This window comes from Immundisolibacter sp. (assembly GCF_050250495.1).
GTDB lineage: Bacteria > Pseudomonadota > Gammaproteobacteria > Immundisolibacterales > Immundisolibacteraceae > Immundisolibacter.
Map to the genome: position 1 here is coordinate 14,060 of NZ_JBFWOM010000025.1, position 13,768 is coordinate 27,827.

Sequence of the window (13,768 nt, forward strand, 5' to 3'; positions counted from 1 at the left end):
TGGACGACGCTGGCCGCCGCCGTGCTGAGTACCGCCCTCGTCGCCCGCGCCGATCCCGACCTGCCGCCGGTCGGCCACTCGCGCTTCGACGAACTGATCGGCGACCGGCCTGTGCCCTACCCGCTGCCGCGCCTGCTGGCTGCCATCACCGCGCAGATGCAGCCCGAGCCGGGCGGCCTGCCGGCGCTGAAAGTCACGCTGATCCCCCACGGCCGCTCGCTGCAACGCGACGCCGCCGCGCCGGATTTCTTTCGCTTTCCGCGCGTGGTGGCGGCCGCCGATGGCGCCAACCGGCCGGGCTTCGCGCCGCTGCGGGACCGCCTGTTTCTGGGCTTTCAGGAAAAGGGCGAGGTGGTCGAGGTCATCAGCTACAACGACGCCGCCGGGCGTTTCGAATTCCAGATCGTGCGCGATTACGCGCCCGGCAAGACGCCGCAGGTCAGCTACGCGCGGCGCGCGCTGTGCCTCGCCTGCCACCAGAACGCGGCGCCCATCTTCGCCCGCCCGCTGTGGGACGAGACGCCGGCCAATCCGGCCATCGCCACGCGGCTGCGCGAAAGCGAGCGCGATTTCTATGCCGTGAAGATCACCGGCACCGACATCGCCTACCTGATCGATGCCGCCACCGACCGCGCCAACCTGTTCGCGGTGTGGCAGACGCTGTGGCGGGACGGCTGCGGGGCCGATGGCGAAGGCACGGCCGGCGACCCGTGCCGGCGCGACGCGTTTGCCGCCGCGCTCGACTATGCGACCGACCGCACCCTGCCGGCCGGCGACGCCCTGCCAGCGCTCGCCCGCGCCTGGGCCGCGCGCTGGCCGCAGGGCCTGCCGATCCCGAACGCCGATCTGCCGAACCGCGACCCGTTCTTCCCGCTGCCCGATCCCGCACAGGATCCGCTCCGGCTGCGCCCGCCGCTCGCCGTGTGGCGCACGGCGGATGTCACCGCCTTCGTGGTGGGGCTTGCGGGGCTGATCGACAGCGCGCTTGTCGAGCGCCTGCGCGCCGTCCCACCGGCACGCCGCGCCGCCGCGCTGGACCGCCTGCACGCGCGCGGCGCGTTCGCGGCGGATACGTTCAGCGCCGCTCTCGGCCACGCGCTGGCGGCCGAACTGGGCATCGCCATCGCCGAGCCCGGGCACACGATGCCCGCGCCCCGTGCGGAACCCGCGTCCGCCGCGCGGGACGATCCCGCACTCGGCGTCTACGCCCGCCGCTGCGCGCTGTGCCACGACACCGCACTCGCCCACCCGCCGAATTTTCTGCACGGCGATCCGGCACAGGTCGAAACCCGCATCGACCACTGCGCCGAGCGCATGTACGCACGGCTTGACCAGGCCAACCGGCCCGAGGCCGAGCAACCCGTGGCGCCCATGCCGCCGCCCGCGATGGTCGGCACCGCGCCGGCGGGCTGGCTGACATCCCCCGATTTCACGGCGCTGCGCGAAGACCTCGCCGCGCGCATCACCCGCCAGGGCGGCGATCCGCACGCCGTGCTGCGCCAGCCCTACGCCAGCCTGCGCGGCTGCCTGCCCTACGCCGACATGCCGTCCACACCGGAGCACGCCCATGCCCCTGCCCTTTGACCGCTTCGATCCCCTCACCGCGCGCTACCACGGCGAGAACGCAGTCGCGCTCGCCCACGCTGCGCGCCTTGCTTACACCCAGGATGCAGCCGCGTGCATCGCGCAGGCGGCCAAGTGGGGCTTTCCCAAGGCGAGGCCCATCGACGCCCGGGAAACCCAGTGTCTGGTCATGGGCAACGCGAGCGCGGTGGTGGTCGCCTTTCGCGGCACCGAGCCCGCCAAGCTCCAGGACTGGATGAGTGATCTCGACGTTGACCTGGTGCCGGGGCCGTTCGGCCGGGTACACGACGGCTTTCAGCGCGCGCTGGCGCACGTGTGGGACACGCTCGGTGCCTGCGTGGCCGAATTTCAGGACCAGGGCCAGTCGCTATGGGTCACCGGCCACAGCCTGGGCGCCGCGCTCGGGACACTCGCCTGCGCGCACTGGCGCGAGGCGGACAAACCGGTGCACGGCCTGTACACCTTCGGCGCGCCGCGCACCGGCGACCGCGATTTCGAGCGCACCTTCAACCAGGATTTCGGCGCCCGCAACTTCCGCTTCGTGAACAACGCGGACCTCGTCACCCGCGTGCCGCTGCGCGAGATGGGCTACTCGCACGCCGGCAAGCTCGTCTACTTCGACGACAAGGGCAAGCTGCAAACCGACCCCGGCTGGTGGAGCCGGTTCCTGAATCACGTGCAGGCGCACATTGCCGACCTTGGCCGGCCCGGCCTTGCCGGCATCAAGGCGCATTCCATGGACCGGTACGTGAAGCAGTGCGAGAAGAACCGCGCGGCGCAGCCGTTCTGATCATCGCCCGCCTGACCCCGCGGTCCGCGCACCTGGAGCACGCCCCATGAATCCCTCCCGCTGGTCCGGCAGTCGCGTCATCCTCGGCCTGCTGCTGACGCTGACCCTGCTCGCGGCCCTGTACGCCGCGCTGCGCTTCCTGCCGGACCGCGCGGTGACCCACGCCGACCCGGCGGAGCACTTCAAGTACGGCTCGCTCGGCGGCGAACGCAACATGGGCTTCCCGTACTGGCTGTTCCAGGTGCTGCCGGAGGTCTGCCCGGACCTGCTGCCGGGCAAGGGCTACGCCTCGCTCGGCTTCATCACCGAGCCCGGCCACGACCTGCCGGTCGGCATGTCGCAGCGCCGCCACCTGGGCCTGGACCGGGTGTTCCTGAACTGCGCCGTGTGCCACAGCGCCACCGTGCGCACCGCGCCGGATGCCGCGCCGCGGCTGGTGCTCGGCATGCCCGCTAACCAGCTCGACCTGATGGGCTTTCAGAAATTCGTGCAGGCCTGCGTGAACGACCGCCGCTTCACGCCGGCGCAGGTGGTGCCGCGCATCGCCGAGAAGGCCGGTGGCCTCAGCCCGCTCGACCGGCACCTGGTCTACCCGCTCGCCATCCATCTCATGCGCGACGGCGTCGCCGGCCTGATCGGGCGCCTGCGCTTCATCCACCTGCAGGAGCCATGGGGGCCGGGCCGGGTCGATACCTTCAACTCGGCCAAGGGCATCTTCATGGCGCCCTTCGAGCAGTTGCCGCGGGACGAACTCAACGGCGTGTCCGACTTCCCGGCGATCTGGAACCAGGCCCGCAAGGAAGGCATGCAGCTGCACTGGGACGGCAACAACACCAGCGTGCGCGAGCGCAACCTGTCGGCGGCGTTCGGCGCCGGCGCGCTGCCGCGCCTCATCGACTACGCCGCCATGGCGCGCATCGAGAGCTGGATCGCCACCGCCGCGCCGCCCGCGTTTGCCGATCATTACCCGATCGACGCCGCGCTCGCCGCCCGCGGGCAGGCCATCTACTCGGCAACCTGCGCTGCCTGCCACGGCCAGAACGGCAGCGACTTTGCGGGGGAATACGTGGGCAAGGTGACGCCGCTCGCCGCCATCGGCACCGACCGCGGCCGGCTCGATTCCTACACCCTGGAGCTGGCGCAGAACCAGGGCCTGCTGTACGCGGCGCATCCGGAGCGCCGCTTCCGCCACTTCCGCAAGACCTGGGGCTACGCCAACGCGCCGCTGGACGGCGTCTGGCTGCGCGCGCCCTACCTGCACAACGGCTCGGTGCCGACGCTGTGGGATCTGCTGCAACCGGCCGGCGCGCGGCCGGCGCGGTTCTACCGCGGCAACAACCTGTACGACCCACAGCGCATGGGCTTCGTGGCTGACCAGCCGAGCGCCGACGGCCGGGCGCTGTTCGCCTACGACACCACGCGGCCCGGCAACGGCAACGCCGGCCACGAGGGCGACGCCTACGGCACCACGCTGCCCGATGCCGACAAGTGGGCGCTCATCGAATACCTGAAAACCTTCTGAGGACAGTGCCATGACCACGCCATCCCGCTGGCCGCGCTGGCTGAAAATCGCCCTCCCGCTGGTGCTGATCCTCGGCGCCGTGGTGGCGCTCGTCGCCTACAACCGCTTCCTGCGCGACTACGGCGCGGCGTCGTTCGCCGACCCCGCCGAGCGCTTCAAGTACGGCTCCATCGGCGCCGAGAACGACGCCGGCATTCCGTACTGGATCTTCCACGTGCTGCCGCGCGTGTTCCCGGACAAGCTGCCCAAGCCCGGCATCGGCTATGCCGCCTTCGGCGTCAACTGGGAGCAGGGCCAGGAACTGCCGGTCGGCTTCTCCAAGCGGCGCATCGGCTTCGACCGCGTCGCCAACACCTGCGCCGCCTGCCACGTGGCGAGCTACCGCACGCAGCCCGAGGAAACGCCGACCCTGGTCGTGGCCGGCCCCAACCACACGCTCGACCTCGAAGCCTTCTTCCGCTTTCTGGTCGACTGCGCCAGGGATCCGCGCTTCAACGCCGACACCCTGATGGCCGAGATCGCCCTGTCGGCGGATCTGGACCTCATCGACCGCCTCGCCTACCGCTACCTGATCATCCCCATCACCAAGAAGACGCTGATCGAGCGCGAAGGCCAGTTCCAGTGGCTGTACCGGCACGACTTCCCCGAGTGGGGCCGCGGCCGCGACGACGCCATGAACCTCACCAAGTACTTCATGATCCGCTGGCCGATGGACGACAGCTTCGGCCCGACCGACATGCCGTCCGTGTGGAACCTGAAGAAATACGATCCCGAGCGCGGCCACCGCATGAACTTCGCCGGCGACTCGCACGACCCCTACTCGGTCATCATCGACTCCGCGCTCGGCCTGATGGGCGCCGAGCCCAAGAACCAGCGCGACTTCCTCGCCCACATCGACTGGCTGGTGGACTACCTGAAGAACCTGCCCGCGCCGGCGTACCCGTTCCCGGTCGACAGCGCACTCGCCGCGCAGGGCAAACCCCTGTTCGACGCCAATTGCGCCGCCTGCCACGCCAGCGCCCGCACCGGCACCGTGGTCCCGCTCGACGAAATCGGCACCGACCGCGGCCGCATCGACACCTGGGGCGAGCGCGCCGCCGTCGAGGCGAACAAGGTCGTCAAGGACATGGGCATCGAGCGCGCCGGCCTGGTCGAGGCACCGCTCACCGGTTACGTCGCGCAGTTTCTGGACGGCATCTGGCTGCGCGCGCCCTACCTGCACAACGGCAGCGTGCCCACGCTGGCCGACCTGCTGACGCCGCCCGCGCAGCGCCCGCAAAGCTTCTGGCGCGGCTACGACCTTTACGACCCGGCCCGCGTCGGCTTCGTCGTCCAGGGCGTGGACGCGCAGCAGGCCGGCACCGCCTTCGACACCCGCCTGCGCGGCAACGGCAACGCGGGCCACGACTTCGGCACCACCCTGCCGGATGCGGACAAGGCGGCGCTGCTGGAGTACCTCAAGACGCTCTAGCCGGAGCCCCGGATGCGCCTGCCGGGCAATCCCGCCATGCCCACAACCGACACCACGAGTCCACACCATGAGCACATTGCGCGTCGCTACCTTCAACGTCGAGAACCTGTTCGCCCGCTACCGATTCAATGACTCGCTGAGCCCGCGCGCGGACGACGGCTTCACCATCAACGACCTGGCGTTCACGATCCACGACGAGGAATCGAAACGCATCACGGCGCGCGCCATCCGCGCGACCAACGCCGACGTGATCTGCCTGCAGGAGGTGGAGAGCCTGCCCGTGCTGGACCGCTTCAACTCGTACTTCCTGGGCGGCATGCGGTACGCGCACCGCGTGGTGATCGACTGCTTCGACCCGCGGCAGATCGACGTGGCGGTGCTGTCGCGGTTTCCGATTACCGCGCTGCGCTCGCACCGCCAGGAGCGCAATCGCAACGGCACCAGCTTCCTGTTCTCGCGCGATTGCCTGGAGGTTGAACTGAACGTCGCCGGCAAGCCTCTCACGCTGTACGTGAACCACTTCAAGTCCATGATGGAAGGCCGCGAGGCCACGCACGCGCGCCGCAAGGAACAGGCCGAGCGCGTCGCCGCCATCGTCAACACGCGCTGGAAACGCGGCGGCTACAAGGGCAACTTTGTTGTACTGGGCGACCTCAACGACTACCCCGAGGGCGCGACCGCGCTCGGTGCGCTGCTGGATCACCCGGGCCTGTCGAACGTGCTGACGCGCCTGCCGGCGGCCGAGCAGTGGACGCATTACTACGCCGGCGGCAACGCGTACCGTCAGCTCGATTACCTGCTGTTGTCGAAGGGCCTCGCGCAGACCAACGCGGGCGCGCCGGCCGTGATGCGCCGCGGGCTGCCGTGGCGTGCGGAACGGTTAACCGAAGAGCGCCTGACCGGTGTCGGCGATAACGACCCCAAGGCGTCCGACCACGCCGCGCTGTACATGGACCTGACGCTGAATTGACCGGGGAGCACAACCATGGCCGAACCACATACCGCTGCCGCGTCGAACCGCCGCCACAAGACGTTGCTGATCGGCATCGGCATGCTGCTGCTCGCAGGCGGCGCCGCGCTGGTGCTGCTGCGGCCGGGTCCGTCATCGTGCCAGGGCGTGTTCGAACAGACCGCGCCGCGGCTCGAAGCGAACATCGAGCTGATCAAGAACAAGGGCGGCTTCGCCGTCAGCCAGGAGAAGGTGCAGGAGCTCACCGAAGGTGCGCAGAAAGTCGGCCTGCACCTGAAAACCTGCTGCGCGGTACTCGACGGCGGCAAGCTCAACCCGGACCAGTTCCAGCAGTGCGTGGCGCGGGCGTCCGACTACGAGCGCAAGATCGCCGAAACCGCGCGGCAGGTCGATGTCGCCGCCACCGCGCAGGCGCAGGGCGAGGTGGCCGTAGTCCAGCAGCAGCGCGCGCAGATCGAACAGACCTTGCAAAGCGCCGCCAGCGAGGTGAGCGCCCTCGGCCGGCAGGTGGCGCAGCTCGCGCCGGTCGCGTCGGCGCAGGCCGCGCCATCGGCGCGCAGCGGTGCGGAAAGCGAACCCAACAACACCAAGGCAACCGCGGTCGAGCTGCCGGTCAATGCGCCCTTGGAGGGCGACGTCTCCACCACCGAGGACAGCGACCACTTTGTCTTCACCTCCGGCGCCAAGGTCCGCGACCGGGTAATCGTGCGGCTGCAGAACCGCTCGGACACGCTGCGGCCGTACCTGAAGCTGTTCGGCCCCGACAAGGCCGCGATCAAGGAGGCCTACAGCGGCACGGCGGGCGCCGACACCGATCTCGCGTTCACCGCCGAGCCGGGCGCGCGCTACTACGTCGAGGTCAACCCGTATGGCACCACCGGTCAGTACACGCTGACCGCGCTGCCACAGGCGGCGCACGACCGACACGAGCCCAACGACGACCCCATCCGCGACCCGCCAACGCCCCTCACTGCGGGTGAAGGCATCGACGCCAACATCCTCGACGACCAGGACACCGACTGGTACCGGATTGCCGCCGCGCCCGGCCAGTCACTGCGAGTGACGCTCGAAAACCGCTCGAACACGCTGCGGCCGAACGTGGTGATCTACAACGCCCAGCGCTCGCAACTCAAGGAAGGCTACGACGGCACCGTGGGCGCGTCGCTCGATTTCAGCGTGGACGTGCCTGCGGGGGAAGCCTGTTACGTGCAGGTGAAGCCGTACGGCACGTCGGGCGGCTACCGGCTCACCGTGCAGTGATTGGGCGTCTTACACCTGATACACGTCGAAATACGACGGCACGCAGTCGCTGACCAGCGTGATCTTCTTGCGCGCGATGCGCCAGGCGCCGGGCCGGCCGGCGAGCTGGTAGTCGTAGTAGCCGAACAGGCTGGTGGCGAGCTTTTCCTTGTAGCTGTCCACCCGCCAGGTGGCGTGCACGACAAGACGATCGTCGGTCGCCTCCAGCAGGCGCACGTTGTGCACGGCGTGGCAGGTGCGGGGCAGCAGCCGGTGCGCCGGGGCGGCGGCGGACTGGATGCGCCACACGCGCTCCTCCAGGCCCACGCGGCTGTCGTAGTACACCAGCGACACCTCGCCGCCCGGGTCGGCGGTCGGCGTGTGCTCGCTCTTCCAGGCCGGCACCCAGAACTCGCAGTCCTCGGTGTACAGCGCCAGCCAGTCGTCCCAGCGGCGCTGGTCGAGCGCGGCGGCTTCGTCGAACAGCAGGCGCTGCGCTTCGTCGAGTAGTTCGAGACGGCTCATGCGCGTGCCGCCTTTGCGGTACGCGCAGGCGCCCTGCCGGCCGCCTGCATGCGCGCGAGCCACTCGCGGTAGAAGCCGCGGAACACCGTCTCGTCCTGGATTTCGACGCCGCTGCACGATTCGAGCGGGTCGATGCCGATCTCCCGCGCGTGCGCGTCCGGGCCGGCGATGGCCTTTTCCATGCCGCGCGCGAAGCCCTGAATCCACTCGCCTTGCGCGTCGCCGAGGCCGCCGGCGTGGATGTCCTCGTAGCAGGCCACGTCGTCCGGCGTGGCGATGCCGCTGGCGTTGAAAAAATCCTCGTACTGGCGAAGGCGCCGCCGCCGGCCGGCCGTGGGCTCGCCGCGCGGGGCAAGGCAGAACATGGTCATCTCGGTGCGGTCCGGCGCGAGTGGCCGGATCACGCGCAGCTGCATGCAGGCGCTGTCCACGAACTGGATGTTCGGAAAGAAATTCACCACCCGTGGGCGGAACATCCACTCCACCTTGCGCGGGTCCACGCCGCGGGCGAAAAGATCATCCCGCATGCCCCACAGCGCGCGGTTCTCGCGCATCGGGTCGGTGCCCCAGAACACCGTGTGCCCGTGCGGGAAGGTGTAGGTGCCCTGCTCCTGCCCGGACAGGGCGCCGAGATTGACGGCCTTCACCGAGTCCGCGCCGGCCGCGGCGGCCTCCCGCGCGCCGCGTTGCTGCACGATCTTGGCGAACGTGCTGTGCACCGTGGTCAGGTGGTAGATGTCCATGGTGTTCTCGACCTGGAGCTTCCAGTTGGCGCGGAACACGTAGCTCACCTCGCCCGGCAGGATTTCCATGCCCTGCGCGGACTGCTCGGCGAAGGTGTCGATGAAAAACCGAGTGTCGCCGAGGTAATCGGTCAGCGCCGGCACGTCCGCCGGCAGCGCGCCGAACACGAAGCCCTGATAGCTGGCGAGCGCGCCGAGCGGCTTCAGATCGTGGCTTTCCCGTTCGAATGCCGCCGCGTAGCCGGCCTGCGGCTGGTCCTTGATCTTCACGCACTGCCCGGCGGAGTCGAAGCACCAGGCGTGGTACGGGCACATCTGCACCTGCGCGTTGCCGGCGCGGGCCACGTAAAGCCGCGTGCCGCGGTGCGGGCAGGCGTTGATAAACCCGCGCAGCGCGCCATCCTGCCCACGTATCACCACCACCGGCGTGCGGCCGATGTGCGTGGTGTAGTAGTCGTTGGCGTTCGGCAACTGGCTTTCGTGGCACAGGTACACCCAGCTCGCCTCGAACACGTGCGCCATTTCGAGATCGAACAGCGCCGCGTCGCGGAACAGGTCCCGGTGCACGTTGAACTGGCGCTGCGCGGGTTGATCGATGAAGTACCGGCCGGGGTCGGTCAGCGCCGGGTGACTGGCGTCGCTCGCTCGCATGTCCATGACTGCCCTCCCCTCAATTCACTGCCATCCCAGCCAGCGCACCCGTGTGCCGGCCGTGCTCGAACACCAGCTTGCCGTTGACCACCGTGCAGTCCACGCCGCGCGCCTCGGCGATCATCCGCTTGCCGCCGGCGGGCAGGTCCGCCACCAGGTGCGGGCGGCGGTCCGAGCCGACGGTGGCGGCGTCGAACACCACGATGTCGGCGAAATAGCCTTCCCGGAGCAGGCCGCGCTCGCGGATGCCGAACAGGCCCGCGGCTTCTGATGTGATGCGCTGCACGGCGCGCTCCAGGCTCATCAGTTTTCTTTCGCGCACCCAGTAGCCGAGCAGATACGTCGTGTAGCCGGCCTCGCACAGCATGTCCACGTGCGCGCCGCCGTCGCCCAAGCCGATGCGGATGCGCGGGTCGGTCAGCATGCGGGCGAGGTTGGCGTCGTCGGAATTGGCCACCGCCACGCGAAAGCGCGTGTTCACGTCGTCCGCGATGGCGAGATCGAGGAACGTGTCGCACGGGTCCGCGCCACGTTCGGCCGCAATGTCCGCCACCGTGCGCCCGAGCAGCGGCTGCAGGTCCGGGTTGTCGGCGGACAGCAGCTCGAAGTGGTTCCAGTCCCGCACCAGCGAGCGGCCCTCGGCCATGTCCGCACGGAAGGTGCGGCGGAAATCCGCATCGGCATACAGCGCCTTCTGCACCTCGACGGTCTGGTTGAAGGCGGCTTTCCAGGCGGGCAGCGGCGCGAACATGAAGGGATTCCTCACGTCCGCCTCGGCCATGAAGGGCCGCACCACCGTCTGCGGAAAGCAGCCCTTGGCGGTGAGGTGCCCTGCCCGCTCCACGGCCGCAAACGCGCAGCCGGGGTTCGAGTTGAGATCGAGCAGCGTCAGCCACGTCACCGGCCGGCCGCTGTGCTCGCACAGCAGCTCCAGCAGCGCCACGTCGTCGTCCTGCAGATGCGCCAGCTTCTTGGTGACGGCGATCTCGATGCCGCCGCGCCCGTGCCGGCCGACGGTGCGCGCCAGGGCGGCGAACTCGTCGTTGCTGGTGAGCCGGCTCGCCAAAGGCGTGCCGTTGTAACCCACGTGGTTCGGCTGCTGGGACGAGCTGAAGCCGAGCGCGCCGGCGCCGAGCGCGTCGCCCAGCAGGCCGCACAGCGTGTCCGTCTCCGCGGCCGTGGCGGCGCGCTCGCTGGCTTCGGACCCCAGCGCATACGTGCGCAGCGGCGACAGCGGCACCAGAAAGCCGAGGTTGATCGCGCTGCCGCGCGCCAGCGTCGCACCCATGAACTCGCCGAACGATTCCCACTGCCAGGTGATGCCCGCCTCCAGCACCTCGCGCGACATGGCCTCCACGTTGATCAGATCCCACAGCGCGCGCTCGCGCGTTTCCGGCCGGCACGGCGCGAGACCCACGCCGCAGTTGCCGATCACCGTGGTGGTGATGCCGTGCCAGGCCGTCGGCGTGACCAGCGGGTCCCACGACAGCTGCGCGTCGTAATGCGTGTGCGGGTCGATAAAGCCCGGCGCCACCACGCGGCCGGTGGCGTCGATGGTCCGGGTCGCCTCGCCGTCCACCGTGCCGATTTTCACGATGCGCCCGTCCTTCACCGCCACGTCAGCGGCAAAGCCGGGGCCGCCCGTGCCGTCCACCACCGTGCCGCCCCGGATGAGCAGGTCGTAAGCCATGCGTGTACTCCTTCCTCGTGGCCATCCGTGGCGAACGTGTCCCGGCCATCGGGCCGTGGGCCTTGTGCTGCGGCGATGCTAGCACCGCCGAAACGATCGTTCAGTCGCGCCGCTCTGGACCCGCACCCTGCGCCCGCCGACAATGCCGGCAGTCAGTCCACACCCCGAGGAGATCCGCCCATGCTGTCCATGAAAGCCGTGGTCGTGCGCGACCAGCACCAGTTCGCCGTCGAAACCGTCAACATCGACCCGCCCAAGGCCGGCGAGGTGCTGGTGCGCATGAAGGCCTGCGGCGTGTGCCACTCGGACATCTCCATCATCAACGGCACCATCCCGCAGCCGTTCCCGGCCGTCATCGGCCACGAGGGCGCCGGCATCGTGGAGCAGATCGGCGAGGGCGTGCACACCGTCAAGCCCGGCGACCACGTGGTGCTGTCCTTCGTGCCGCGCTGCGGCGAGTGCTTTCACTGCCTGCACGACCAGCCCTTCCTGTGCACCGTGAGCCCGCCGGACGGCACGCTGTTCGACGGCACCAGCCGCATCCACCAGAACGGCCAGCGCCTGTACACCATGTCCTTCCTCGGCAACATGGCCGAGTACGCCGTGGTGCCGGAGGCGTGCGTGGTGTCCGTGGACAAGAGCGTGCCGTTCCAGGCCGCCGCATTGGTGGGCTGCGGCATCACCACCGGCGTGGGCGCCGTCATCAACACGGCGCAGGTGGAGCCCGGCAGCACCGTCGCCGTGTTCGGCTGCGGCGGCGTGGGCCTTTCCGTGGTGCAGGGCGCGCGCATCGCCGGCGCACGCATGGTCATTGCGGTGGATCTGTCAGCCGAAAAGCTGGAAATGGCCAAGAGCTTCGGCGCCACCCACACCGTCGCCCCCGGCACCGATGCCGCCAAGGAAATCATGGCCCTCACCGGCGGCATCGGCGCCGACTACGCCTTCGAGGTCGTCGGCCTCGGCAAGCTGGTGGAAACCGCCTTCAAGGCCACCCGCCGCGGCGGCACCACCGTGGTGGTCGGCGTCGGCAGCAAGGACGACCGCTACTCCTTCAACAGCCTGATCCTGCCGTTCACCGCCAAGACCATCAAAGGCTCCATGTACGGCAGCGCCAACTTCAAGGTCGACTTCCCGATGCTGCTTGGCCTGTACAAAGCCGGCAAACTCGACCTCGACCACATGGTGACCCGCACCTACACCATCGACGAAGCCGGCCAGGCGTTTGCGGATCTGGAGGCCGGGCGGAATGCTCGGGGGGTGATTTTGTTTGGGTGATCATGCAAGCACCCGGCCACATATCTGCGCATGCAGGACATCCCCTTAGCTTGCGCAGCTCCACGTTGTTCACCGCTTGTTGGATACGTCACGTTACCGCGTCAGTCACTAATAGTAAGCGAGCGCGCCAATGTCATTTCTGGAAGACGTCATTCTCACAGCGGCAAGACTTCAAGGACGCCTACGGGAGATGGGTGGAGAAGGCAGTGGACTGTACGAGATGGCCTCAAGCATACACCCACCGCTTAATAGATCACTCCTTCGAGACATTCTCGAAGTCGCCAAGGTAAGAAACAATCTCGCCCATGATGCTGATTATGTGTTCTCTGGAGATGAGGCACATTTCGCCAAGTTCTGTAACGACGTCTTACTCCGACTCCAAGGCCCTGAAGATAACCCGACTCTCTCTAACCCGTTAGAAAAGGCCAATCATTCAATGAGTAGCGATCAGAAGATAACCTGGGTCACATTCCAAGACGCCAAGTGGGGCATGCCATATGCGTCGAACGCTAAAACCAAAGCGGTGCACCTGAATAATGACACGCCACTTATGGTCGTTGAGGATGGTACGCACTACGTTCTGTGGCGTCGGGCATACAACCGGATCGGATTTGTGACTATGGGACCCCGTCGGGTGCCCTTTGACCTTTCTGGCCGGACGACCACCCAGGACCAGATTTCGTTTCGCGGGAGTTGCAGCCTTCAGCTTGCGGTCCTGAAAGATGAAAGGTCTATAATGGATATGGCTCAGCACCCGGATGACCAAGTTGAGCTCATGAAAGAACGCGTGCTGGTCGCATTTCAATCCGTGGCCGGTCGCACTACTTACGAAACATTTAATGGTGAACGTCACCGCATGATGGAGGATGTACTGCGCGACTTTCGCGCAAATCAGGCAAAGGGCTGCGCGTTCTCTCTCGAGGGAATCTTTCTCACAACATTGGAGCCGATGGATGAAGGCTTGAGAAAAGCCACGGTAGATTTAGCCCAAATTTCAGCGAATAGACGCGTAGAAGCAGAACGGGCGAAGTTAATCATAGAGCGTGTGGAATCTGAGGGAACGGCAAAGATAACACAGGCTAGGACTAACCTTGAAATTGAATATCTAGCCAAGCAGCAAGAGCTCAAACTTCATGAACAAGCACTAGCCATTCGGCACAACGAATTAAAGATGATGACGGACGTCCTGAGCACGGACGCGGGACAACTGGCGGTCAACATGGACGCGACCCACAATTATCGGATCAAACTAGCTGAGATCGAAAGATTGGTGGCGGAGCTTCGTGATAATCGAAACAGAGAAATAAC

10 protein-coding genes and 1 pseudogene are annotated in these 13,768 nt (G+C 67.7%); 8 read left to right on the forward strand and 3 right to left on the reverse strand.

Annotated elements, in window-relative coordinates:
- The first annotated feature begins 21 nt into the window (after positions 1 to 21).
- The 6 genes from AB7F93_RS12800 (at position 22) to AB7F93_RS12825 (ending at position 7,597) form a co-directional block, all read left to right on the forward strand.
- Positions 22 to 1,584 carry a hypothetical protein gene (locus tag AB7F93_RS12800; protein WP_428303303.1) on the forward strand — a complete coding sequence of 521 codons (1,563 nt, stop codon included), beginning with the start codon at positions 22 to 24 and terminating at the stop codon, positions 1,582 to 1,584.
- On the forward strand, positions 1,568 to 2,374 hold the full coding sequence (locus AB7F93_RS12805) for a lipase family protein (protein ID WP_428303304.1): 807 nt from the start codon (positions 1,568 to 1,570) through the stop codon (positions 2,372 to 2,374). The genes AB7F93_RS12800 and AB7F93_RS12805 overlap by 17 nt, the downstream gene beginning before the upstream one ends.
- A gap of 46 nt (positions 2,375 to 2,420) precedes the next feature.
- Positions 2,421 to 3,896, forward strand: a complete 1,476-nt coding sequence (locus tag AB7F93_RS12810) for a c-type cytochrome (protein WP_428303305.1) — start codon at positions 2,421 to 2,423, stop codon at positions 3,894 to 3,896.
- 10 nt (positions 3,897 to 3,906) lie between these two features.
- A complete protein-coding gene (locus tag AB7F93_RS12815) occupies positions 3,907 to 5,367 on the forward strand; it encodes a hypothetical protein (RefSeq protein WP_428303306.1) in 1,461 nt (486 codons plus the stop codon).
- 67 nt (positions 5,368 to 5,434) lie between these two features.
- Positions 5,435 to 6,337 carry an endonuclease/exonuclease/phosphatase family protein gene (locus AB7F93_RS12820; RefSeq protein ID WP_428303307.1) on the forward strand — a complete coding sequence of 301 codons (903 nt, stop codon included), beginning with the start codon at positions 5,435 to 5,437 and terminating at the stop codon, positions 6,335 to 6,337.
- A 15-nt stretch (positions 6,338 to 6,352) separates the two neighbouring features.
- A complete protein-coding gene (locus tag AB7F93_RS12825; protein ID WP_428303308.1) occupies positions 6,353 to 7,597 on the forward strand; it encodes a hypothetical protein in 1,245 nt (414 codons plus the stop codon).
- 9 nt (positions 7,598 to 7,606) lie between these two features.
- Here AB7F93_RS12825 and AB7F93_RS12830 read toward each other — a convergent pair whose 3' ends face one another.
- Genes AB7F93_RS12830 through AB7F93_RS12840 form a run of 3 tightly spaced genes read right to left on the reverse strand, consistent with a single transcriptional unit; the run spans position 7,607 to position 11,185 of the window.
- Positions 7,607 to 8,101: an aromatic-ring-hydroxylating dioxygenase subunit beta gene (locus AB7F93_RS12830; protein WP_428303309.1), complete on the reverse strand. Its 495-nt coding sequence runs from the start codon at positions 8,099 to 8,101 to the stop codon at positions 7,607 to 7,609.
- Positions 8,098 to 9,501: an aromatic ring-hydroxylating oxygenase subunit alpha gene (locus AB7F93_RS12835; protein ID WP_428303310.1), complete on the reverse strand. Its 1,404-nt coding sequence runs from the start codon at positions 9,499 to 9,501 to the stop codon at positions 8,098 to 8,100. The genes AB7F93_RS12830 and AB7F93_RS12835 overlap by 4 nt, the downstream gene beginning before the upstream one ends.
- Before the next feature lie 13 nt (positions 9,502 to 9,514).
- Positions 9,515 to 11,185, reverse strand: a complete 1,671-nt coding sequence (locus AB7F93_RS12840; RefSeq protein ID WP_428303311.1) for an N-acyl-D-amino-acid deacylase family protein — start codon at positions 11,183 to 11,185, stop codon at positions 9,515 to 9,517.
- A 180-nt stretch (positions 11,186 to 11,365) separates the two neighbouring features.
- Here AB7F93_RS12840 and AB7F93_RS12845 point away from each other — a divergent pair, with 180 nt between their 5' ends.
- Positions 11,366 to 12,460, forward strand: a complete 1,095-nt coding sequence (locus AB7F93_RS12845) for a Zn-dependent alcohol dehydrogenase (RefSeq protein WP_428303312.1) — start codon at positions 11,366 to 11,368, stop codon at positions 12,458 to 12,460.
- A 130-nt stretch (positions 12,461 to 12,590) separates the two neighbouring features.
- Positions 12,591 to 13,768, forward strand: a pseudogene (locus tag AB7F93_RS12850) (hypothetical protein); the annotation flags it as partial.